Raw genomic sequence first — 22,843 nt, forward strand, 5'->3', positions numbered from 1 at the left:
TGTTGGCCGTATCTCGCGGAACGCCCACAGCAGAATTTCTGGGTCATCTGATGGTCGTCCTGCCTGCCGCGTTGATAAGCCGGATCACACCCCTGTACGGGCTCGCCATGGTTATCGGTTTGTGTCTCGGGAGCATGATTATTTGGTATGGGCAGCGCGACATAATGCGTACTACCGCCAGTGCTCTCCCGGAGGTTGTTACCTGGCTAACGACGTTTGAGGTAAGCATCTGGCTCGATGCAATGATCATGCTGGCCACGGTTGCGAGCCTGACACGGTTGCGACATCTCAGTTATCTCGCTAGGGCAGCCTCGATGCATTTTATGGCGCGATTGGGTATGTCCATGGGGCAGAGAAGTCCCCGGAGCGATTGACCAGGCGGCAGGTCAGGTCGGCTGCCGGTGGTCAGAAGAGCGGTGGATAAAGACCGTGAACGGCAAAACAGCCGGATCGATATCCGACCCGGCTGCTTATCAGACCATACTGTCTGGTAAAGTAATGGCGGGGCCTCAGCCTGCGGCTGGAGGCTGATCCTGCTCACTTGTGTGGTGGTCCACCACGCCGGGCAGGAACTGTGCGAGCGCCGGGAGCAATGCACCGGCAGGGAGACCTGTCTTTGAAACGAGCATCTGAATCTGATCGTCAGTGAGCAGGGCGCGCAGTTCGTCCGCAGAAATCGGCAGGTTTTCTCCTGAGCCAATCCACGACCTTACCTTGTCCTCAAGACCGGCCTTGCGGGCCTGCTCGACGAGGGTCTGAATTCCCTGCTCGCTGGTGAGATACTCACCGATACTGCCGCCCAGCTTTTCCTTGAGCTTGTCACCCATGGACCCAAGCGCAGAATTGATCATCGACCCAAAAAAACCGCTCAATCCCTGTCTCCAGTCTTGACGCCGGCCTGTAAATTCAGGCCGAGCGTCGTGTTTCCTTGTCGATTTGCGGCATCTCGATATCGATTTCAAGCACCGAACATCCGTCGAGGCCGCCATCGAGCTTGACCTGAACCTTGTCCTGATCAACCGCCACATGGCGCTTGATCACCTCAAGGATCTCGCGATGTAACTGGCTGATCAGTTCAGAGTTGCCATTACCGGAACGCTCATGCGCCAGAAGGATCTGGAGGCGGTCACGCGCCACAGCGCCTGTATTGCGCTTGGTGAAAAGTCCGAACAGGCTCATGCGACCCTCTTCTTGAACAGCCAGTCGAGTATGCCCTTGCGCTCGATCGGTATCTGGATTTCGAGCTTCTCGCCCTGGAGGCGACGAGCCGCATCGAAATAGGCGCGCGCCGGGGCCGATTCAGGGTTTGAAAGGGTGACAGGAGCACCGACATTCGAGGCGCGCAGGACCTCTTCGCTCTCGGGAATGATGCCAAGCAGCGGGATGGACAGGATTTCGAGCACGTCTTCGGTGTTGAGCATCTCGCCCTTGGCGGCACGCGACGGGTCGTAGCGCGTCATCAGAAGATGCTTCTCGACCTTCTCGCCATTCTTTGCCTTCTCGGTCGTGCTGTCGAGCATGCCGATGATACGGTCGCTGTCACGCACGGAACTGACTTCGGGATTGGTCACGACGACTGCGATATCCGCATGGTACATGGCCATCTGGGCTCCACGCTCGATACCGGCGGGACTGTCACAGATGATCCAGTCGAATTTCTCGCGCAGTTCGTCGATGACCTTGGCAACGCCCTCGGCGGTCAGTGCATCCTTGTCGCGTGTCTGCGAGGCGGGAAGGATGGAAAGGGTCTCAACGCGTTTGTCGCGGATCAGCGCCTGTGAGAGCTTGGCGTCGCCCTGCACCACATTGATAAAGTCGAAAACAACGCGACGCTCGGCACCCATGACGAGATCGAGATTACGCAGCCCGACATCGAAATCGATCACCACCACGTTCTGACCCGACTGGGCAAGCGCGGCACCCAGTGCTGCTGTCGTGGTCGTTTTGCCGACCCCGCCCTTACCGGATGTGACTACCAGCACCTTAGCCATGTGCGCTCCACCAAACTTCCATGAAACGATCGCGCGTTCGTCAGGCGACCAGAGACAATACTACTGACGAATAGGTTCGTGCCGCAATCACCAGATCGCAAATAGTTCCATCAGCCCAGTCGGGTGACGGTCACGCGGTCTTCGCTGAGGAGGGCCTGGGCCGACTGGTCATGAAGGTCGGGGGAAATCTCCTCGGCAATCATGTAAAAACCGTCGATAGCCAGCAACTCCGCCTGCATACGGCTGGCAAAGATGCGTGCGCCGGGCTGGCCGCCCACGCCGGCGATGGCTCTCCCCCGCAGCGCCCCGTAGATATGGATGGAGCCTCCGGCGATCAGTTCGGCCCCGGAGGCCACTGAGCCGATGATCACGATATCGCCATCCAGATGCATGATGCTCTGACCCGAGCGTATTGCCCGATCGATAATCAGGGTCTCGGCGCGTTGCGTCGGGGCCATGACGGGGGGAGGGGTATCGCCTTCGGCCTCGGGAAACTCGACGGCGCCGCTGGCTCTGCCGCCTTCAAGCGCGGCAGGCCAATTCCATTCCTCAAGCTGCACCCAGCTGCGATCGGCTCCCTCGATGCCGATCATATGTATCCCGCGTGCTTCCAGAGCCTGCTGCAGGCTGTCCAGTCCTTCGGCCTCTGGCGCAAGAAGGCCGAGATCGAGAATGACGGGGCGACCGGCAAAGAAACCGACCGAGCGGGCGATCTGGTTATCCAGCCCCAGCAGCCAGTCGGCCAGCGGGGCCTCGGGTGACAGGACAAGGGCGAGAAAAGAGCGGCCACGCGCCCGGATACGCATGGGTGCGGCAGCGGCGGCGAGGTCGGTTTCAGCGCGGGTCATCTGGTCTGTCATGATCGGGGGACGCTCTGGGGAGACCCTGAGAGATCAGGATCGAAAATGGGGCAGAAAATGGCGCAAAGGAACGCTGCAGCTCTCTTGCTTCACGGCATGGCAGATGCGTAAGAATACTGCATGCGCATTTTGTATCATCTGCCGCTCTCGCCGCAAAGCCGTCAGGTCAGGCTCGTTCTTGCCGAGAAACGGTTACCCTATGAACCCAAGACCGAAAAGGTCTGGGAAAACCGTCCTGAATATCTCGCTCTGAACCCGGCGGGCGATGTCCCGCTTCTGGTGGAGGAGAACGGCCTTTCCATCCCGAACGCATGGGTGATCTGCGAATATCTCGAGGAGGCCTATCCCGACACGCCGCTCATGGGGCGCACCCTGGCAGAGCGCGTCGAGGTCCGTCGCCTCATGGCGTGGTTCGAGGGCAAGTTCGGCCATGAAGTCTCACGCAATCTTCTGGGCGAAAAGGTCGACAAGCGTCTGGCCGGGCGCGGCAATCCGGACGGAACGGCCCTGCGTGCGGGCTATGCCAATATGCGCTTTCATCTCGATTACATCGGGTGGCTGGCCGAAACACGCGCCTGGCTGGCAGGTAACATGCTCTCGATGGCCGATTTTGCGGCAGCAGCGCATCTGTCCTGCCTCGACTATATTGGAGATATCGACTGGTCGAAGGCACCTGCGGCCAAGGACTGGTATGCGCGCATGAAATCACGCCCAAGCTTCCGCTCCCTGCTTAATGACCGGGTCAACGGATTCAATCCGCCCGCGCATTACGCCGATCTCGATTTCTGAGCGACGCAGGGTATCAGATGAACAACGTGTTTGATGCGGTCGTTCTCGGCGCCGGCGCTGCCGGGCTCATGGCGGCGGCGGCGGCCCGCAAGGGGGGGGCGTCGGTGGCTATTCTCGACCATGCTTCCGAGCCTGGCCGCAAGATCCTGATTTCAGGGGGTGGGCGCTGCAATTTCACCAATCTGGATGCGCGCGCCGAGAACTTTCTCTCTGCCAATCGTCATTTCATGCGCTCCGCACTGGCAGGCTACACGCCGCGCGATTTTCTGGCTCTTGTCGAGCGCCACGGGATTGGCTGGCAGGAGAAGGCGGAAGGCCAGCTTTTCTGTGCCGAGTCGGCCCGTGACATCGTGACGCTGCTACTGCGCGAGGCCGAGGGCTGTGCGCTGTATCTCGACACGCGCATCCAGGCGGTCACAAAAGGCGAGACTTTTATCGTCAGGACAGACCGGGGTGAGATCGAAGGGCGCAATCTGGTACTGGCGACAGGGGGGCTCTCCATCCCCAAGCTTGGTGCGACCGATCTCTCGCTGCGTCTTGCACGGCAGTTCGGGCTGGATGTTGTGCCGACCGTGCCCGGCCTCGTACCCCTCACGCTGGAAACGCCGCTGCCCGATCTTGCCGGCGTGTCGCTGCCTGTGCGCGCCAGCCTTGGCAAAACCGGCTTCACGGATGGGATGGTGTTCACCCATCGAGGTCTTTCCGGCCCGGCGATATTGCAGATCTCCTCCTATCAGGACGGTCCGCTCGATGCGCCGCTGATCGACATGATGCCCGGCAAGGATGCTCGCGAGGCTTTGGGTGCCATCAAGAAAGCAAGGCCTCGCGCCGAGCCTGCCTCGCTGCTGGCGGACCTGCCGCAACGTCTGGCGCGTCATATTGCGGGGATCAGCCTCGCGGATGTGACCTGCACCCTTGCAAACCTGCCAGACAAGCGGATCGCCGAGCTGGCTGCCCGGATTGCGTCCTGGCGGCCCCGGTTGTCGGGTACAGAGGGTTACGCCAAGGCCGAGGTCATGAAAGGCGGGATCGACACGCGTGCGCTGTCGTCCAAGACCATGGAGGTCCGCGATGTGCCGGGTCTCTTCGCGATTGGCGAGGCAGTGGATGTGACCGGCTGGCTTGGCGGCTATAATTTCCAGTGGGCGTGGTCGAGTGGCGTGGCCGCCGGACGGGCGATTGCCGCAAGGCGCTGAATAGCGAACCCTCGAGCCTGTGCAGCGTCATGGCAGAACATCATGCGCTGACAGGGCTCAATGCCGGGCTGTGGGCGCGTCGTATCAGGAGATCATCTCATGAATTCGTGCATTGCCATCCTCGCCACACATGGCGTTGAGGAATGTGAGCTTGTCCAGCCACGCCAGGCTCTTGAGGCAAATGGCTTCAGGACGCTGGTCGTCGCCCCGGAGAAAGGCACGATCCAGTCCATGAAGGGCGACGTGCACCCGGCCTCGACCATCGAGGTTGGCGCGACCATCGGCGAGGCTGCCGATATGGAGTTCGCTGGCATCCTTCTCCCCGGCGGGACAACGAATCCCGACGCGCTGCGTATCAACGAGGCCGCAATTGCGTTCCTGCGCGGGTTCGTTGCTCAGGGAAAGCCAATCGCGAGCATCTGCCACGGTGCATGGACCCTGATCGAGGCGGGTGGCGTCAAAGGCCGCACCCTGACATCGTGGCCGTCACTCCAGACGGATCTGCTCAATGCCGGGGCAAACTGGGTTGATCGCGAGGTTGTGGTCGATGCCGATCTGGTCACATCGCGTAATCCCGACGATCTCCCGGCATTCTGCGAGGCGCTGGTGGCGCAATATCGTGACAAATCCGCCTGAAAACTGCCTTGTTTCTGCGTCGTTCTGGCCAACGAGAAAACCGGCTACTTTCAGAGCCGGGAGCAAACAAGAAAGGTGTAAACCATGACGAACCCGACAAACTTCAGACGTTCTGCCCGTGTTCTCGGCGGCCTTGCTGGATTGCTCATGCTTGCCGCCTGTGAGGGAACGGCGGCACCTGGCCCCACGCCGCCGGGTACGCAGGTCGTTGGATACGGCTATACCTGCAAGGCAGGTATCTATACCTGCAAGATGCCGACACAGGTGCCGCTGGGTAACCCATGTTCCTGCCCGGGTATTGGTGCCGCCTCCTACGGCAATATCCACTGATTCTGCCTGAAGGGCCTCCCTGCTGATTATCTGCATCAGGGGGGCTCTGTCCCTGCTGTGATCAATCTGGCCGCCGCGGGCTGAGGTAGAAAGGCTTGCAGCGAAACAGCTTCCGCTATTCCTATTTTGTTCCTATACAGGGGAGGTAAAGCGGAGCCGGATTTGTCGCAGGATTTCTTTAGTTTTTTCCCCTGGCTGGTGGCTGTCATCGCCCTGGCTATCTCGGTGTTTCTGTGGTCACGGCTCTCGCGCCGTGGCACTGACAGGGACCTTCTCTCACGCATCTACGTGCTGCTTGAGCGTGACGCTGCCGAGCGCGGCAGCGAGAGTGAGTTCCATCGTAGTGCCCTGATTGAGACCGAGCGGGTTTTGTCCTCGCGTCTCGAACAGCAGCGTAGCGATATGAGCGATCGTCTGGCCGGGTTAAGTCATCGCCTCGGTCAGGAGCTTGCCGAGACACGGCTGGCTCAGGCGCAGATGCTGCGCGACATGATGCTTGAAAATGCTGAGCAGCTTGCCCAGATCCGGGCCTCTGTGAGTGAGCAGCTGCACGTCACTGTTGAAAAACAGATGCAGACCTCGTTCCAGCGTGTAGTCGAGCAGTTTTCAGCCATGCAGAAGGCCATCGGCGAAGTCTCCGCCGTGACAGCCCAAATTGGCGATCTGAAAAGGCTGTTTGGCAACGTCAAGACGCGTGGCGGTTGGGGTGAAGCCCAGCTGCGCGCGATACTGGACGATATTCTGCCCGCAGAATCCTACGACAGTAACTACCGGATTGGCGATGGTGGTGAGGTTGTGGAGTTTGCCCTGCGCATGCCGGTGCGCAGCGCCACGCCGCCGCGTCTTGCTATCGACAGCAAATTTCCCACCGAAGCCTATGAGCGTCTGATCGATGCGGTGGATCGCGCCGATCAGGCAGCAGAGCGTATCGCGCGGCGCGCGCTCGACAACGCGGTGCGTCTCGAGGCCCGCAAGATTGCCGAGAAGTATATTCATCCACCGCTTACCGTCGAGTTTGCCGTGCTCTACCTGCCGACGGATGGGCTCTACATGGAGGTTGCGCGCATACCGGGGCTGATCGATGAGGTTGGGCGTGTGCACCGCGTCATTATCATGGGGCCTTCCCTCATTCCCGCCCTGCTGCGTACAGTCCATCTCGGATATGTGACATTGGCGCTGGAGGAACGTACGGACGCCATCGCACGCCTTCTAGGGCTCACCCGGCAGGAAATGCTGCGGATGGACGGCGTGCTTGAAAAACTCTCCCGTGGCGCAGGTGCCATGAGCAATACGATCGATGAGGCGAGGCGGCGCACCCGTGTCCTGGGGCGCAAGCTTCGTGGGCTTGACGGGCAGGGGCCGGGTGACGACCTTGAAACACTGGATGAGCTTTAAGCTGAATTTTACTATCGAAGCGGGGCGGGATTAGGCAGAAATGACATCATGAAACCGGATCATAGTCTCTCTTCTGCTTCGCCAGAGCTGTCTGCAAAAACACGCATCCTGTTTGTTGAGGATGATGACACGCTTGCAAAAGAAGTTGTCGAGGAACTGGCCGCGCGCGGCTTTGCTGTCTCGCACGTTTCCACCGGTCAGGCCGGGCTCGAGGCAGCCACGAGCGACGCTTATGATCTGATGGTTCTTGATCGCATGTTGCCCCTGCTCGATGGGCTTTCAGTTATCGAGAAGCTTCGCAACCAGAACATCCACGCGCCCGTGCTTGTTCTGTCGGCACTCTCTGCCGTGGATGATCGTGTGACCGGTCTCAAGGCCGGTGGCGATGATTATCTCACCAAGCCTTTCGCCATGGATGAATTGGTAGCGCGCATCGAGGCCCTGCTGAGGCGACCCAATGACACGCGCGCGACAATGCTGCGCGTCGGGCCGCTCGACATGGACCTGATCGACCGCACCGTGACCCGCGAGGGGCGGGAGATCGAATTGCTGCCGCGTGAGTTCCGCTTGCTCGAATATCTGATGCGCCGGCCGAACCAGGTGCTCACCCGCACCATGCTGCTCGAGGATGTCTGGAACTACCGGTTCATTCCCCAGACCAATCTGGTTGACGTGCATATCGGCAAGCTGCGTCGCAAGGTCGATGCCGCCGGTGAAACGCCGCTGATCCACAGCATCAGGGGATCGGGGTTCATGCTGCGTGTCGCTCTCTGACAATCCGCGCTTCGGCGTTTTCCGTACCGCGACTTTCCGTCTGACGCTGGCATTTGTGGCCGCCATCATTGGCGGCATGGTGCTGCAATTCGTTCTGCTTTTCGTGCAGATGACGCATTTCGAGGCCGAGCGATCGAGCGGTATTCTGCATCGGGAGGCCGATGTACTGGTGCAGGAAACGCCTGAGCGTCTGGAATATCAGGTACGCGAGCGAGCAAGCAACGAACTGCGCGTGGTGATCAACTGGGCCGGATTGTTCGATGGTCACTATCACCATATTGCCGGCGATCTCAAAGCCTGGCCCGAGGGGCTGGAGGTTGATGGCAAGGTTCACCGCCTGACGCTCTCACCCACAGATGACGCGCCCTACGAGATGCGTTTTCTGGCGGTGAAGGTGCCGGGCGGGCGCATATTGGTGCTGGCCCATTCGCTGCACCTGTTGTCCGAACTTCACTACATGATACGTCGTGGCGCCCTGCTGTCGGTCTTCCCGGTCGTCATGTTTGCACTGCTGACAGGTGTCGTGCTCAGCCATCGGGCGCTGGCCCGCGTCAAGACCATGCACGAGGCCATTGATCGCATCATGCAGGGCGATGTGCATGAGCGTCTGCCCGCAGCGCGCGAGAGGGACGAGCTTGAACGTCTGGCCGGTTCGGTCAACAGGATGCTCGACCGCCTCGAATACCTGATGGATGAGATACGCGATGTCGGCAACGACATCGCCCATGATCTACGCACGCCTCTTACACGCGTGCGCGCCCGGCTGGAGCGCGCCACATCGAGCCCGCACGATGCCGATTATCTGAATTCGGTGATCGAGCGCGCGACAATGGATCTCGATCAGTGCTTTTCGGTCATCACGGCGCTGCTGCGAATTGGCGAGATCGAGAATGGCCGGCGTCGTGCCGGGTTCGGGTACGTCAATCTCGCCGATCTGGTGGCGGACATCGTCGATCTTTACGAGCCGATTGCCGAGACCAATGGCCTCGTGCTGACCAATGCGGTCATGCCGGTTCCGCCATCTGCTGCATCGACCCGGCCGGGCGAGCGCGTGCCTGATCCGATGATCACATTCGGTGATCGTGATCTGTTGGTGGAGGTGCTGGCCAACCTGCTCGACAATGCGATGAAGTTTACACCCTCGGGCGGGCGTGTCACGATTTCGGCCGTGCCTGGGCCGGGCATTATCCAGCTGCGCGTAGCCGATACCGGCATTGGTATTCCGGCTGCGGAACGAGAGGCGGTTCTTGGGCGTTTTTACCGTTCGGACAAGAGTCGCCATGTTCCGGGCAGTGGCCTCGGACTGAGCCTCGTCATGGCCATATTGAGGTTGCATGGGGTTGATCTGGCAATTGCGGATGGTGATGGAATAGCCGATCGTCCGGGCTGTGCCTTTGAAATGGTGTTTCCGGTCTCCGAGCCGCCTGAAGCGGTCGGTTGATATCGATGCCTGTCTGATACCGGTCGAGAAAAACCCTGTGACATAGGCGTTTTCGGGATGGCAGGGCTTCTTTTTCATGGCGTCGCCCGCGCTGTGTCGAGGGGCGCTGCAGGCACGGGGGCATAAGGGGCGACGACTGGCCGCGCTATGTGACAGTCAGGTGAAAGGTCGTTCCAGAACGGAACTTAAAAGGAATTTTCCTTGTCGGCATCCGACGTATTTGTATTTCTGGCTGTAACAGGAAAAGGAATGTCCTTGATGATATCGGGAAACGGATGGGGACTCCTCACGCCGGGCAATCAGTGCAGGCGAGGGGCGGTTTCCATACTGCGTGATGGGTCGACTGCATGAATCAGGTTGTCATTACCGCGCTCAAGCGGCCCTACACCTTCGTTGTCCTCTCGATTTTCATCGTCATTTTCGGTGTCCGTTCGGTTCTCAAGACGCCGACAGACGTTTTCCCGAACATCAATATTCCGGTTGTGGCGATCGTCTGGTCCTATCTGGGTCTGATGCCCGAGGACATGTCAGGGCGTGTCGTCTATTACTATGAGCGAACCCTGACCACGACGGTCAATAATATCGAGCACATCGAGAGTGGCTCCTATTACGGCCGTGGTATCGTCAAGGTCTATTTCCAGCCCGGTACCGATACCTCGGTGGCGCAGACCCAGATCACCTCGGTCTCGCAGACGGTTATCAAGCAATTGCCCACCGGGGCGACGCCACCGCTGATTCTGGCCTATAACGCCTCTTCGGTGCCGGTGCTGACGTTGCAGATCAATTCGGACAAGCTCAATGGCTCCGAATTGTACAACATGGCATCCAACCTGATCCGGCCGCAGCTCGTTTCCGTACCCGGCGTATCGATACCCAACCCCTATGGTGGTCTGGCGCCCTACATCACCGTCGATATCGATCCCTCCAAGCTGATGGCGCATAACCTGTCCGCGGTGGATGTCAGTACGGCGCTGAACAAGCAGAACATCGTGCTGCCGGCGGGCGATCAGCGTATCGGGCCGTTCGACTACATGGTGCGGACCAATGCGCAGCCCCGCGAGGTGGAGACCTTCAACAACCTGCCGCTGAAGCAGGTTGGCAATTCAGTTGTCTATCTGCGTGATGTGGCTTACGTGCATCGCGGTGGCCCGCCACAGGCCAATATGGTGCTGGTCAAGGGCCGTCAGGCCGTCATGATGGTCATCATGAAAAGCGGCGATGCCTCGACACTCGATGTGGTGGCAGGCGTGAAAAAGCTGCTGCCTCAGGTTATCGATACGCTGCCCAAGGGAACGAGCATCAAGATCCTGACCGACGCCTCCGGCTTCGTGAAGGATTCGGTCGAGGACGTGGTGCGTGAGATGATCATCGCCGCGCTTCTGACTTCTCTTGCAGTGCTGCTCTTCCTCGGGTCATGGCGTTCCACCCTGATTGTCGCGACCTCCATCCCTCTCGCCATTCTCTGCTCGGTCATCGGGCTGAGTCTTGCGGGTCAGTCCATCAATGTGATGACGCTTGGCGGTCTTGCATTGGCGGTGGGTATTCTCGTCGATGATGCGACCGTCATGATCGAGAATATCGATGCCCATCTCGAGATGGGCAAGGATCTGGAAATGGCCATCATCGATGCAGCCAATCAGATCGTGGTCCCGACTTTCGTCTCGACAACCTGTATTTGCATTGTGTGGCTCCCGCTTTTCGAACTGACAGGCGTTGCGGGCTGGCTGTTCATGCCGATGGCCGAGGCCATCATCTTCGCCATGATCGCCTCGTTCATCCTGTCGCGAACGCTGGTGCCGACCATGGCCAACTGGATGCTGGCCGCGCAGGTCGCCGCGCATGAGCATGGTGATGACGGCAGGGAGCCGGGATTTTTCGGCCGCTTCCAGCGCGGCTTCGAGAGCGGGTTCTTTCGTTTCCGCGAGCGCTACAAGATCGTGCTGGCCGGTCTGATCGAGGAGCGTGTGAAGTTCGTCCCGTTCTTCATGGGCGTGTCGATCCTGTCTACGGGGCTCTACTACTTCGTGGGTGAGGATTTCTTCCCTGAAATCAAGTCCGGCACGTTGCAACTCCATATGCGTGCCCCCATCGGGACGCGTCTGGAGGAATCCGGCAAGATTTCCGTGCTGATCGAGAAGAAGATGCACGAGATCCTGCCCGGGCAGATCGACGCCGTACTGAACAATTGCGGCCTGCCGTTCTCGCAGCTGAACCAGGCCTTTATCCCGACCCCCACCGTAGGGACCGAAGACTGCGATATCACTGTCTCGCTCAAGAATGACGAGAGCCCGACCGCCGAGTACCGTCGCAAGATTCGCGCGGGCCTGATCGAGGCCTTCCCCGGCACACAGATCACGTTCCAGCCTGCCGACCTCACGGCCAAGATCCTGAATTTTGGCTTGCCAGCCCCGCTGGACGTGCAGGTTGTGGGCCGTGACCTTTATGGCAATTTCGCCTTTGCTAAAAAGCTCCGCCGCAAGCTGGCCACGATCCCGGGCATCACCGATGTCTCGATCCAGCAGCCTATGACGCAGCCTACGCTCAGTATCAACGCGAAGCGGAGCTTTGCTCTGGGCACCGGTATTACCGAGCAGGATATCGCCCAGAACGCGCTCGTCGTGCTCTCGGGCTCGGCGCAGGTCGGGCAGGTGTACTTCCTGAACAGTTCAGGCGTCGCCCAGCTGATCGACGTGCAGACGCCTGCGAATTATCTGCAGACGCTCAATGATCTCAAGACCGTGCCGATTGACCGTGGTGACGGTAACCCGACCAATGCCCAGCCCCAGCTTCTGGGCGCCCTGTCCGAGATCGAGCAGACGGGGACCCCGGCAGAGGTTGCGCACTACAACATCATGCCGGTGTTCGATATCTACGCAGCCAACGAAAATATCGATCTTGGTACTGTGGCCAAATCCGTACAGCGCGTTGCGGACTCGATGCGTTCGGAGCTGCCGCGCGGCTCGCATCTGGTGGTTCGTGGTCAGGCGGTGACGATGACGGATGCGTATTCGCAGCTGATCGTCGGCCTCGCGATGTCGATCACGCTCGTCTATCTGATCATCGTTGTGAACTTCCAGTCCTGGCTGGATCCGTTCGTGATCATCACAGCGCTTCCCGGAGCGCTAGGTGGTATCGCTTGGAGCCTGTTCCTGACCCATACCTCGCTTTCGGTACCCGCCTTGACGGGCGCCATCATGTGCATGGGTACAGCCACGGCCAACGCCATTCTTGTCATCTCTTTCGCGCGTGAGCGGATGGAGATCCATGGTGATGCGCTCAAGGCGGCGCTTGAAGCAGGTTATGAGCGTATCCGCCCCGTGCTGATGACAGCGCTGGCCATGATTATCGGCATGGTGCCGATGTCCATAAGCAATTCCGACAATGCCCCGATCGGCAAAGCCGTGATCGGTGGCCTGCTGGTGGCGACGGCGGCGACACTCCTGTTCGTCCCCTGTGTTTTTGCCATTGTCCATTACAGAAAGCCGCGTGAACGCGGAGATGAGGGAGCCCACGCATGACCCAGCACCCACAACAAGGTGCCGAGCCGAACCGCAAGCGGGGCCGCCTGATCATTCTCATCGTTCTGGGTGTTGCCGTTCTTCTGGCCGTCTGGGGAATCGTCGAGCGTTCGATGCATTACGGCACCCTGCGCGAGGAGGCAGACGACAATGCCCGAGCGCGTGTGAGCCTGATCAACCCGCAGGCCGGCCCGGCCGAGCGGCATCTCGATCTGCCAGCCAATCTGGCCGCCTGGTATCAGGCACCGATCTATGCGCAGGTCTCGGGCTACGTGAAGATGTGGTACAAGGACTACGGCGCGCATGTGAAATCGGGCGACCTGCTGGCCGAGATCAGCACGCCGAGCCTTGATGCCCAGTACGAGGCCGCCAAGGCGAATTACAACGTGGTTTTGGCCCGTTACAAGCTGGCCGTGATTACCGCCAAGCGCTGGGCGGATCTGCGTGACACACAGGCCGTGTCGCGTCAGGAAGTGGATGTGCAGGCTGCCAACGCTGCGGCACAGAAGGCGCAGGTCGATCAAGCACAGCATGAGGTCGAGCGCTTTGAAGCTCTGGAAAACTTCAAGCGCATCGTGGCACCGTTCGACGGTATCGTGACGTCGCGTCTGGTGAATGTGGGCGACTACGTAAATGCAGGCGGCGGTGATCTGAACTCCCGCGGGAGTGCGTCCGAGCTTTTCACGGTGGCGGATACGCATCGCATGCGTGTTTTCGTGTCGGTGCCGCAGGATTATGCGGCTGTGATTTCCGACAAGCTCGCGGCCAAGCTCACCCTGCCGCAATTCCCCGGTCGCGTTTACAATGCAAGCTTTCTGGCCACCGCGCAGGCATTCAATGCCTCAACGAGAACGGTCACGACCGAGCTCGAGCTGGACAACAAGGATGGGTCGCTCTGGCCGGATTCCTACGCTACCGCCCATTTCACCGCTCCCGGCGAGCCCGGTGTCCTGATCGTGCCGGTCAATGCGCTGATTTTTCGCGCCCAAGGCACACAGCTCGCCACGGTGGTCGATAACCGTATTCATCTGATCGACGTGAAAACGGGCATCAACTATGGCATGACGATCCAGATCCTTGGCGGCATTGCGGCCAAGGACCAGATCGTGGCCAATCCCACGGCAGATATGCTCGAAGGTGACGAGGTGAAGGTGGTGCCTGCTACGCGCGGCTATAACGATGCGACAGCCGCACCGCGCAAGAATGTGGCTCCTGCGCCGCATCAGCCGGTTCCGGAAGATGACGATGGTGGCACCAACGAGAACGGGGCGCGTCGATGAGGGCAGGATCCAGGCGCCGCGCCTTGCGTGGCAGTGCTGCTAGCGCGGTTTTCAGCCTCGCCCTGCTTTCCGGCTGCGATCTTGCGCCGCACTACCAAGCCCCGAAATTCATCTATCCCGATGGATGGAAAGGGAAGGGCGTTCTGGTGGACGCCAAGCCGGCAGACGACGTGCCCAAGGGCAAATGGTGGGAGGTCTTTCATGACCCCCAGCTGAACGCCCTTGAGGAAAAGATGCTGGCCTCCAATCCTGACCTGCAGGCTCAGGCGGAGGTGTTCACGCAGTCACGCGACATTGCGCGGGAGACAGAGGCGCAACTGGCGCCACAGCTCAATGGCTCAGCGGGGATGTCGAACAACAAGACGTCGCTCACCCGTCTGTGGCGCGGGGCCAATGCCAATTCGCCGACAACCGAGTCGAGCGTGTTCTATAGCGGTGCCGCGACATGGGAGCCTGACTTCTTCAGTCGCATCCGCAATTCCACACGTATGCAGAAGAATATGGCGCAGGCCAGCGCGGCCGACTACGCGAATTTGCGCCTGATGCTCGAGGCGGAGCTGGCTTCGAACTATCTCGGATTGCGCGGGCTGGATGCCCAGTATGCCGTGTATGCCGATTCGATTCGTTATTACCAGACTGCGGTAAAGATCACCCAGCTTCGTCAGGCAGGAGCAATTGCGGCGGGGCTCGACGTCTCCCGAGCCGAGAATCAGCTTTACGCCACGATGGCCTCGCAGAGCCATGTGCGTGCTCAGCGTCAGGTGTTGGAGCACGCCATAGCGGTGATGGTGAACACCGTTCCGGGCAGCTTCCAGATCGCCCCGACCAACAAGCAGGTTCTGCCTTATTCCATCCTGCGTATCCCGAGCGGTTTACCCTCGCAGCTTCTGGAGCGCCGCCCTGACATTGCCTCCGCCGAGCGCAATCTGGCGGCGAACAGCCGCGCCATTGGCGTTGCGCGGGCTGCGTTCTACCCAGATGTCACCTTCAGCCTGAATGGTGGCTTCATGAATAACGGTTTCGACCTCGCAAGTCTTGGTAACTCGATGTGGAGTTACGGCGTGCAGGCCGTGGAGCCGTTGTTTACCGGAGGCTTGCGTCGTGCGGCCTTGCAGCGTGCCTGGGCCCAGTATCGCGAGAGTGCCGATCATTATCGCTCTACCGTGCTGTCCGCTTTTCAGGATGTGGAAGACGGCCTCTCGCAGACAAGCGCCTTTGCTGACCAGCAGAAGCAGCAATATGCGGCGGTGGACGCGGCGTTGCGGACGCAGCGCATGACCATGGCGCTCTACACGGGTGGGCTGACCAATTACCTCGACGTGGTTGTGGCGCAGCAGGCAGCCCTTGTGGCGCGTATTGATGCGGTTCAGGCCCAGACGATCCAGCTTCAGGCCAGTGTCCGCCTCATCAAGGCGCTTGGCGGTGGTTGGGATCGTTCGGCCCTGCCTTCGGTCAAGTCCATCGATCCGTTCGGTGTGCTGCAATATGACGGGCTGCATCACCCGCGACCCGCAGGCGATGTGGATACGCGCAACAGCGCCAGCGATGTGAACCTGACCGGTGCGACGCCCGCCGTTCCGGCGGTCACTCCCCTGTCGGCAACAGGCACCGCGCGATGACGAAAGACTTGACAGCCCCAACCGCAGGGCGTTAAGGGGCCGCTCCCATTCGGAACGCGGGAGAGGCATGAGCGGTCGCGAGATCGCAAACGCCTCACTGGAACCGCGGTTCGGGCAAACCATCAAGGAGTCCCGGATATGGCCAAAAAAGTCGTTGGCTACATCAAGTTGCAGATCCCGGCAGGCAAGGCGAATCCGTCGCCGCCAGTCGGTCCGGCCCTGGGTCAGCGCGGCCTGAACATCATGCAGTTCTGCAAGGAGTTCAACGCCAAGACGCAGACTCTCGAGCCTGGCATGCCGATCCCGGTCGTTATCACGGCCTATGCGGATCGTACGTTCAGCTTCGTCACCAAGACCCCGCCGAACACCTACTTCCTGCTCAAGGCCGCCAAGGTCTCCAAGGGCAGCCAGACAGTCGGCAAGGCTGCCGCTGTTGGTTCTGTCACGACCGCGCAGCTGCGCGAGATCGCTGCAGAGAAGTTCAAGGATATGAACGCGAATGACATCGACGGCGCAGTGCGCATGCTGGCCGGTTCGGCCAAGTCGATGGGTCTGAACGTGGTGGAGGGCTGATCCTATGGCCAAGAACAAGAGGCTGAACGCCGCCCGCGCGACGGTTGACACCGACAAGCAGTACGACCTGTCCGCAGCTGTTGCCCTGGTTAAGGGTAACGCTAAGGCCAAGTTCGACGAGACCATCGAAATCTCGCTGAACCTCGGCATCGATCCTCGCCACGCTGACCAGATGGTCCGTGGTCTGATCTCGCTGCCGAACGGCACGGGCAAGACCCTGCGCGTTGGCGTGTTCGCCCGCGGCCCGAAGGCTGAAGAAGCCACGGCAGCCGGTGCGGAAGTCGTTGGTGCAGAAGATCTGGCCGAGAAGATCCAGAACGGTGAAATCGAGTTCGATCGCTGCATTGCGACCCCGGACATGATGGCACTGGTCGGTCGTCTGGGTAAGATCCTCGGCCCGCGTGGCCTGATGCCGAACCCCCGTCTGGGCACGGTGACCATGGACGTGAAGGGTGCCGTTCAGGCAGCCAAGTCCGGCCAGGTCGAGTACCGCGCCGAGAAGGCCGGTATCATTCATGCCGGTATCGGCAAGGCTTCCTTCGGTGAAGACAAGCTGGTTGAGAACATCAAGGCTCTGGTCGATGCCGTCCAGAAGGCTCGTCCGACTGGCGCCAAGGGTACCTATCTGAAGAAGGCAGCCCTGTCTTCCACGATGGGTCCGGGCGTACGCGTCGACGTGGCGTCGTTCACGGCCTGATTTGAGAGATGACACCGCGCGGCCCGGCCGTGCGGTGGCGCAGGGGTGGGGGAAATTCCCCCGCTTCCGAACCTGTCCGAGACCGGGCGTACTGTTCCAAGGAGCAGTCTAAGGGATCTTGAGAGAGATCCGCGAGCGGGAGACGGGGCGCCAGCAGACAAGGGTAGGGCAACCTGCCGGAATGCTGGGTTCCGATTGAATGGACAGGCGAGCGGTACTTTTCCGATTGCGGGGAAGTGCCATGGGTAACCCGGTCTGGAAGCCAAGGTTTCCGGACTGACGAGGAGAATGGATTTGGACCGTCAGGAAAAACGGGCCTTCGTCGAATTCCTCGCCAACGTGTTCAACAGCACGTCCATGGTTGTCGTGACCGAAAACAAAGGTCTCACGGTAGCTGATGTGACGGAGCTGCGTCGACGCGTTCGTGCGGCGGGTGCGACGTACAAGGTTGCGAAAAACCGGCTGGCCAGCCTCGCTCTGCATGGGACCCAATTCGACGGGATTCTTCCGCTGCTGAAGGGCCCGACCGCGCTTGCGTGGTCTGAGGATCCGGTTGCAGTCGCGAAGGCGATCGTCGAGTTCGCCAAGACGAATGAGAAGCTTGTGGTGCTCGGTGGCGCCCTTGGTAGCCAGACGCTTGATGCGAATGGTGTCAAGGCTCTTGCCGCACTGCCGTCGCTGGACGAACTGCGTGCGCAGCTGGTGGGTATGATTTCTACCCCCGCTACGCGTATCGCAGGCGTTGTCCAGGCTCCGGCCGGCCAGCTTGCTCGCGTTTTCGGCGCCTATGCCAAGACCGGCGAAGCCGCCTGAATTGTCTTACGCAGCACCGCTCCTCTTCAGGAGCGCGGGTTGTGAATCGAAAACCAGTTACCATATAGGACCATCATCATGGCCGATCTGAACAAAATCGTTGACGAACTGTCCGCTCTGACCGTTCTCGAAGCTGCTGAACTCTCGAAGCTGCTCGAAGAGAAGTGGGGCGTTTCCGCTGCTGCTCCGGTTGCCGTTGCTGCTGCTGGCCCGGCTGCTGCCGCTGCTCCTGCTGAAGAGCAGACCGAGTTCACCGTGATCCTCGCCGAAGCCGGCGACAAGAAGATCAACGTGATCAAGGAAATCCGTGGCATCACGGGCCTGGGTCTGAAGGAAGCCAAGGACCTGGTCGAAGGCGCACCGAAGACCGTCAAGGAAGGCGTTTCCAAGGACGAGGCAGCCAAGATCAAGAAGCTGCTCGAAGACAACGGCGCCAAGGTCGAAGTCAAGTAATCAAGCCCACGAACCGCGCTTTGCTTTCGGGCGGGGCCGGTTGTGGATTGAGACAGGTCAGGGCGGAAATCCTTTCGGGTTTCCGCCCGATTTGCCGTTGCGGACAAACCCTGTATAAGGGCCGGTTGTCACGCAACAACAATGTGAATTCACGGTACCGGTCGTTCCGGTCGCCCGCCATGACAGGCTTCCTGCCATGTGGACGACCCGAAGGTCTGGTGCGAGAGGGCAGGGATAGATGAACGCAATCACCAAATCGTTCACAGGACGCAAGCGGATTCGCAAGAGCTTCGGGCGGATCCCCGAAGTGGCGCCGATGCCCAACCTGATTGACGTGCAGCGCGCAAGCTATGAGACGTTCCTTCAGATGAACGTGGCGCCTGACAGCCGTCAGCAGACGGGTCTTCAGGAAGTGTTCCGGTCGGTTTTCCCGATCAACGATTTTGCGGGACGTGGCCGTCTCGAGTTCGTTTCCTATGAACTCGAGGAGCCGAAATATGATGTCGAGGAATGCATCCAGCGCGGGCTGACCTTTGCCGCGCCGCTGAAGGTCATTCTGCGTCTGATCGTCTGGGATGTGGATGAGGATACGGGCTCACGCTCGATCCGCGACATTAAGGAGCAGCCGGTTTACATGGGCGACATGCCGCTCATGACCGATAACGGCACGTTCATCATCAATGGCACCGAGCGCGTCATTGTCAGCCAGATGCATCGCAGCCCCGGCGTGTTCTTCGATCACGACAAGGGCAAGACACATTCTTCCGGCAAGTATCTCTTCGCTGCCCGCGTCATTCCGTACCGTGGTTCATGGCTCGATTTCGAATTCGACGCCAAGGACCTGATCTATGTGCGTATCGACCGCAAGCGCAAGCTGCCGGTCACGACCCTGCTCTATGCCCTTGAGGGCGAGCACTCCATCGCTGCCCGCGCTGCCAAGGCTGCCGAGGGTGGTGATGTCGAGGCGCTTGGCATCCGTGGCATGGATCAGGACGAAATCCTGGCCTATTTCTACGGCACGGTGCCGTTCACGCGCATGCCGAAGGGCTGGGCGCGTCCGTTCGACCCCGAGGCCTTCCGCGGCATGAAGCTGCTCGAGCCGCTCTATGATGCCGATACCGGCGAAGTGGTGGCCGAGGCCGACGCCAAGCTGACCGCGCGCATGTGCCGCAAGATTGCGGAAACGACCAAGGACGTGCTCGTTGGCCGCGCTGATCTGCTGGGCCGCTTCATCGCGCAGGATCTCGTCAACGAGAACACCGGTGAGATCTACGCTGAGGCCGGCGAAGAGCTGACCGAAGCGCGCCTCGAAGCGCTCGAGGAATCGGGCGTGACCGAGCTGCCGATGCTTGCCGTCGACTCGTCGCATGGCCCCTGGATTCGCAACACGCTGGCCGTGGACAAGAACAACCGCCGCGACGAAGCGCTGATCGATATCTATCGCATCATGCGCCCCGGTGAGCCGCCGACCCCGGAAACGGCAGAAGCCATGTTCCAGGGCCTGTTCTTCGATGCCGACCGCTACGACCTCTCGGCCGTGGGTCGCGTCAAGATGAACATGCGTCTTGAAGTCGATGCGCCGGACACAATGCGCGTGCTGCGCAAGGAAGACATCCTGCGCACCGTCAAGATCATGTGCGAGCTCAAGGATGGCCGCGGCCAGATCGACGATATCGACAATCTCGGTAACCGTCGCGTCCGCTCCGTTGGCGAGCTGATGGAAAACCAGTACCGCGTCGGTCTGCTCCGCATGGAGCGCGCCATTCGCGAACGTATGGGTTCGGTCGATGTCGATACGGTCATGCCGCATGACCTGATCAACGCGAAGCCTGCTGCCGCTGCCGTGCGTGAGTTCTTTGGCTCGTCGCAGCTCAGCCAGTTCATGGACCAGACCAACCCGCTCTCTGAGGTTACGCATAAGCGTCGTCTTTCGGCGCTTGGCCCGGGCGGCCTGACCCGTGAGCGCGCAGGCTTCGAAGTCCGCGACGTTCATCCGACGCATTACGGCCGTATCTGCCCGATTGAGACGCCTGAAGGACCGAATATCGGTCTGATCAACTCGCTCTCGACCTATGCGAAGGTAAACAAATACGGCTTCATCGAAACACCGTACCGCCTTGTTCAGGACGGTGTGCTGCAGGCCGGCTGGAAGTACCTCTCCGCCATGGAAGAGGACAAGCTGATCGTTGCCCAGGCCGACGCGGCTCAGGACAAGAGCACGGGCCGTCTGACCGACGAACTCGTTTCTGTCCGTCGTTCGGGTGACTTCCGCCTTGTGCCGCCCGAGCAGGTCACGGCCTGTGACGTGTCGCCCAAGCAGCTTGTTTCGGTCGCCGCCGCGCTCATTCCGTTCCTTGAGAACGATGACGCCAACCGCGCATTGATGGGCTCGAACATGCAGCGTCAGGCCGTGCCGCTGGTGCGCGCCGATGCGCCGCTGGTCGGTACGGGCATGGAAGCCGCTGTGGCCCATGACTCGGGTGCGACCATCGTTGCCAAGCGTAATGGTGTGATCGACCAGATCGACGGTGCACGTATCGTTGTGCGTGCTACCGACGAAGCAGGGTCGACGCAGGGCGTCGATATCTATCGTCTGCGCAAGTACATGCGGTCGAACCAGTCCACCTGCATCAACCAGCGTCCGCTGGTGCGCGTGGGTGACACGGTTCATGCCGGTGACATCATTGCTGACGGTCCGTCCACCGAACTGGGTGAACTGGCTCTGGGCCGCAACGTGCTCGTCGCGTTCATGCCCTGGAACGGCTACAACTTCGAAGACTCGATCCTCATCTCCGAGCGTATCGCCCGTGATGACGTGTTCACCTCGATCCATATCGAGGAATTTGAAGTCATGGCCCGTGACACCAAGCTGGGTCAGGAAGAAATCACCCGCGACATTCCGAATGTCGGTGAGGAAGCGCTGCGCAACCTCGACGAAGCCGGTATCGTCTATGTCGGCGCCGAGGTGAACCCGGGCGACATCCTGATCGGCAAGGTCACACCGAAGGGCGAGAGCCCGATGACGCCGGAAGAGAAGCTTCTGCGCGCCATCTTCGGTGAAAAGGCTTCTGACGTTCGTGACACCTCGCTCAAGCTGCCCCCGGGCACGAGCGGTACGATTGTTGACGTGCGCGTCTTCTCACGTCGTGGCGTGGACAAGGACGAGCGCGCCATGGCGATCGAACGCGCCGAGATCGAGCGTCTGACCAAGGATCGTGACGACGAGCGCGCCATCCAGGAGCGCAGCTTCGTCGCCCGTCTGCGTGAGCGTCTGCTCAACCAGACGGCGGCTGCCGGCTTCAAGGGTATCCGTGCAGGTACCGTCATCACCGACGAGGTTCTGGACGAGCATCCGCGTGGCGCCTGGCGTAACATCACGGTCAGCGATGACAGCGTGATGTCCGAGCTGGAAACGCTGCGCCGCGAATACGACGCTGCCGTTGGCAAGATTCAGGCCCGTTTCGACAGCAAGGTCGAGAAGCTGCAGCGCGGTGACGAGCTGCCGCCGGGCGTGATGAAGATGGTCAAGGTCTTCGTGGCTGTGAAGCGCAAGCTGCAGCCGGGTGACAAGATGGCCGGTCGTCACGGTAACAAGGGTGTCGTCTCGCGCGTCGTGCCGGTTGAAGACATGCCGTTCCTTGAAGATGGTACGCCTGTCGATCTCGTTCTGAACCCGCTGGGCGTGCCGTCGCGCATGAATGTCGGTCAAATTCTCGAGACCCATCTGGGCTGGGCCTGTGCCAATATCGGCCAGAACATCGGCAAGATTGCCGATGATTACCAGCGCACGGGTGAGCGCAAGCTCGAACTGCTTGAGAGCCTGCGCGACGTCTATGGCGATGCCGTGTTCGAAAGCGATATCGCGACCCTGCCGAACGAGCAGCTCCTCGAGCTGACCGGTAACCTCCGCAAGGGCGTGCCGATCGCGACGCCGGTGTTCGACGGTGCGTCGATCCCGGATATCGAGGACATGCTGGTGAAGGCCGGTGTGGACAAGTCGGGCCAGTCGCAGCTGATCGACGGCCGTACGGGTGAGGCTTTCGAGCGTCGCACCACGGTCGGCTACATCTACATGCTGAAGCTGCATCACCTTGTTGACGACAAGATCCATGCCCGTTCGATCGGTCCGTACTCGCTCGTCACGCAGCAGCCGCTGGGTGGTAAGGCGCAGTTCGGTGGCCAGCGCTTCGGTGAAATGGAAGTCTGGGCTCTTGAAGCTTACGGTGCCGCCTACACCCTGCAGGAAATGCTCACGGTCAAGTCCGATGACGTTTCCGGCCGTACGAAGGTCTATGAGGCCATTGTGCGTGAGCAGGACGATTTCGAAGCCGGTATCCCCGAGAGCTTCAACGTTCTGATCAAGGAACTGAAGTCGCTCGGCCTGAATGTCGATCTGGAGCAGAGCGCAATCTGATGCGCTTTGTCTCTGCCTCCTCTGTGTTTGTTGCTAACGCGGGCGCGGCCGGTCTTCCGGCCCG

General features: G+C 60.3%; 19 protein-coding genes. 15 read left to right on the plus strand and 4 right to left on the minus strand.

Going from position 1 to position 22,843, the window contains the following annotated elements:
* Window positions 1-509: 509 nt before the first annotated feature.
* The 4 genes from Asbog_RS03490 to minC form a co-directional block, all read right to left on the minus strand.
* The gene (locus tag Asbog_RS03490; RefSeq protein WP_371861662.1) at window positions 510-989 is read right to left on the minus strand and encodes a YidB family protein; all 480 of its coding nucleotides are present in this window, start codon (window positions 987-989) and stop codon (window positions 510-512) included.
* Window positions 907-1,179, minus strand: a complete 273-nt coding sequence (minE, locus tag Asbog_RS03495) for a cell division topological specificity factor MinE (protein WP_023979027.1) — start codon at window positions 1,177-1,179, stop codon at window positions 907-909. The genes Asbog_RS03490 and minE overlap by 83 nt, the downstream gene beginning before the upstream one ends.
* Window positions 1,176-1,991 carry a septum site-determining protein MinD gene (gene minD, locus Asbog_RS03500; protein ID WP_023979026.1) on the minus strand — a complete coding sequence of 272 codons (816 nt, stop codon included), beginning with the start codon at window positions 1,989-1,991 and terminating at the stop codon, window positions 1,176-1,178. Before minD ends, minE begins: the two co-directional genes overlap by 4 nt.
* A 110-nt stretch (window positions 1,992-2,101) precedes the next feature.
* Window positions 2,102-2,839: a septum site-determining protein MinC gene (gene minC / locus Asbog_RS03505; RefSeq protein ID WP_062164111.1), complete on the minus strand. Its 738-nt coding sequence runs from the start codon at window positions 2,837-2,839 to the stop codon at window positions 2,102-2,104.
* Window positions 2,840-2,971: 132 nt separating this feature from the next.
* On the opposite strand from minC, the gene fzlA reads away from it, so the two are divergent.
* The 15 genes from fzlA (at window position 2,972) to rpoB (ending at window position 22,779) form a co-directional block, all read left to right on the plus strand.
* On the plus strand, window positions 2,972-3,640 hold the full coding sequence (gene fzlA, locus Asbog_RS03510; protein WP_023979024.1) for an FtsZ-binding protein FzlA: 669 nt from the start codon (window positions 2,972-2,974) through the stop codon (window positions 3,638-3,640).
* Between the two features lie 17 nt (window positions 3,641-3,657).
* Complete coding sequence (locus Asbog_RS03515; RefSeq protein ID WP_062164112.1) at window positions 3,658-4,836, plus strand: BaiN/RdsA family NAD(P)/FAD-dependent oxidoreductase; 1,179 nt, start codon at window positions 3,658-3,660, stop codon at window positions 4,834-4,836.
* Window positions 4,837-4,935: 99 nt separating this feature from the next.
* Window positions 4,936-5,472, plus strand: a complete 537-nt coding sequence (locus Asbog_RS03520; RefSeq protein ID WP_062164113.1) for a type 1 glutamine amidotransferase domain-containing protein — start codon at window positions 4,936-4,938, stop codon at window positions 5,470-5,472.
* Window positions 5,473-5,556: 84 nt separating this feature from the next.
* Window positions 5,557-5,802: a hypothetical protein gene (locus Asbog_RS03525; protein ID WP_062164114.1), complete on the plus strand. Its 246-nt coding sequence runs from the start codon at window positions 5,557-5,559 to the stop codon at window positions 5,800-5,802.
* 162 nt (window positions 5,803-5,964) lie between these two features.
* Window positions 5,965-7,197, plus strand: a complete 1,233-nt coding sequence (locus tag Asbog_RS03530) for a DNA recombination protein RmuC (protein ID WP_062164115.1) — start codon at window positions 5,965-5,967, stop codon at window positions 7,195-7,197.
* Window positions 7,198-7,245: 48 nt separating this feature from the next.
* Window positions 7,246-7,971 (plus strand): response regulator transcription factor, encoded by a 726-nt coding sequence (locus Asbog_RS03535; RefSeq protein WP_062164116.1) that lies wholly within the window; start codon window positions 7,246-7,248, stop codon window positions 7,969-7,971.
* A complete protein-coding gene (locus tag Asbog_RS03540; protein ID WP_062164117.1) occupies window positions 7,958-9,412 on the plus strand; it encodes a sensor histidine kinase in 1,455 nt (484 codons plus the stop codon). The genes Asbog_RS03535 and Asbog_RS03540 overlap by 14 nt, the downstream gene beginning before the upstream one ends.
* A 347-nt stretch (window positions 9,413-9,759) precedes the next feature.
* A complete protein-coding gene (locus Asbog_RS03545; RefSeq protein WP_023979017.1) occupies window positions 9,760-12,930 on the plus strand; it encodes an efflux RND transporter permease subunit in 3,171 nt (1,056 codons plus the stop codon).
* A complete protein-coding gene (locus Asbog_RS03550; RefSeq protein ID WP_062164118.1) occupies window positions 12,927-14,210 on the plus strand; it encodes an efflux RND transporter periplasmic adaptor subunit in 1,284 nt (427 codons plus the stop codon). The genes Asbog_RS03545 and Asbog_RS03550 overlap by 4 nt, the downstream gene beginning before the upstream one ends.
* The gene (locus Asbog_RS03555; protein WP_062164119.1) at window positions 14,207-15,829 is read left to right on the plus strand and encodes an efflux transporter outer membrane subunit; all 1,623 of its coding nucleotides are present in this window, start codon (window positions 14,207-14,209) and stop codon (window positions 15,827-15,829) included. Before Asbog_RS03550 ends, Asbog_RS03555 begins: the two co-directional genes overlap by 4 nt.
* 138 nt (window positions 15,830-15,967) lie before the next feature.
* Entirely contained in the window at window positions 15,968-16,402 is a 435-nt protein-coding gene (rplK, locus tag Asbog_RS03560) for a 50S ribosomal protein L11 (protein ID WP_023979014.1), read from the plus strand.
* A 4-nt stretch (window positions 16,403-16,406) separates the two neighbouring features.
* Complete coding sequence (gene rplA / locus Asbog_RS03565; RefSeq protein WP_023979013.1) at window positions 16,407-17,099, plus strand: 50S ribosomal protein L1; 693 nt, start codon at window positions 16,407-16,409, stop codon at window positions 17,097-17,099.
* Between the two features lie 294 nt (window positions 17,100-17,393).
* On the plus strand, window positions 17,394-17,912 hold the full coding sequence (rplJ, locus tag Asbog_RS03570; RefSeq protein WP_062165691.1) for a 50S ribosomal protein L10: 519 nt from the start codon (window positions 17,394-17,396) through the stop codon (window positions 17,910-17,912).
* A 78-nt stretch (window positions 17,913-17,990) separates the two neighbouring features.
* Complete coding sequence (gene rplL, locus Asbog_RS03575; protein WP_023979011.1) at window positions 17,991-18,365, plus strand: 50S ribosomal protein L7/L12; 375 nt, start codon at window positions 17,991-17,993, stop codon at window positions 18,363-18,365.
* A 238-nt stretch (window positions 18,366-18,603) separates the two neighbouring features.
* Window positions 18,604-22,779, plus strand: a complete 4,176-nt coding sequence (rpoB, locus tag Asbog_RS03580; RefSeq protein ID WP_023979010.1) for a DNA-directed RNA polymerase subunit beta — start codon at window positions 18,604-18,606, stop codon at window positions 22,777-22,779.
* Window positions 22,780-22,843: the final 64 nt, after the last annotated feature.

Source organism: Asaia bogorensis NBRC 16594 (assembly GCF_001547995.1).
GTDB lineage: Bacteria > Pseudomonadota > Alphaproteobacteria > Acetobacterales > Acetobacteraceae > Asaia > Asaia bogorensis.

Excerpts from the sequence above, each read along its gene's own strand:
- Asbog_RS03490 (WP_371861662.1), bottom strand. The coding sequence starts at position 989 with ATGGCGGCCTCGACGGATGTTCGGTGCTTGAAATCGATATCGAGATGC.
- minE (WP_023979027.1), bottom strand. The coding sequence starts at position 1,179 with ATGAGCCTGTTCGGACTTTTCACCAAGCGCAATACAGGCGCTGTGGCG.
- minD (WP_023979026.1), bottom strand. The coding sequence starts at position 1,991 with ATGGCTAAGGTGCTGGTAGTCACATCCGGTAAGGGCGGGGTCGGCAAA.
- minC (WP_062164111.1), bottom strand. The coding sequence starts at position 2,839 with ATGACCCGCGCTGAAACCGACCTCGCCGCCGCTGCCGCACCCATGCGT.
- fzlA (WP_023979024.1), top strand. The coding sequence starts at position 2,972 with ATGCGCATTTTGTATCATCTGCCGCTCTCGCCGCAAAGCCGTCAGGTC.
- Asbog_RS03515 (WP_062164112.1), top strand. The coding sequence starts at position 3,658 with ATGAACAACGTGTTTGATGCGGTCGTTCTCGGCGCCGGCGCTGCCGGG.
- Asbog_RS03520 (WP_062164113.1), top strand. The coding sequence starts at position 4,936 with ATGAATTCGTGCATTGCCATCCTCGCCACACATGGCGTTGAGGAATGT.
- Asbog_RS03525 (WP_062164114.1), top strand. The coding sequence starts at position 5,557 with ATGACGAACCCGACAAACTTCAGACGTTCTGCCCGTGTTCTCGGCGGC.
- Asbog_RS03535 (WP_062164116.1), top strand. The coding sequence starts at position 7,246 with ATGAAACCGGATCATAGTCTCTCTTCTGCTTCGCCAGAGCTGTCTGCA.
- Asbog_RS03545 (WP_023979017.1), top strand. The coding sequence starts at position 9,760 with ATGAATCAGGTTGTCATTACCGCGCTCAAGCGGCCCTACACCTTCGTT.
- Asbog_RS03550 (WP_062164118.1), top strand. The coding sequence starts at position 12,927 with ATGACCCAGCACCCACAACAAGGTGCCGAGCCGAACCGCAAGCGGGGC.
- Asbog_RS03555 (WP_062164119.1), top strand. The coding sequence starts at position 14,207 with ATGAGGGCAGGATCCAGGCGCCGCGCCTTGCGTGGCAGTGCTGCTAGC.
- rplK (WP_023979014.1), top strand. The coding sequence starts at position 15,968 with ATGGCCAAAAAAGTCGTTGGCTACATCAAGTTGCAGATCCCGGCAGGC.
- rplA (WP_023979013.1), top strand. The coding sequence starts at position 16,407 with ATGGCCAAGAACAAGAGGCTGAACGCCGCCCGCGCGACGGTTGACACC.
- rplL (WP_023979011.1), top strand. The coding sequence starts at position 17,991 with ATGGCCGATCTGAACAAAATCGTTGACGAACTGTCCGCTCTGACCGTT.
- rpoB (WP_023979010.1), top strand. The coding sequence starts at position 18,604 with ATGAACGCAATCACCAAATCGTTCACAGGACGCAAGCGGATTCGCAAG.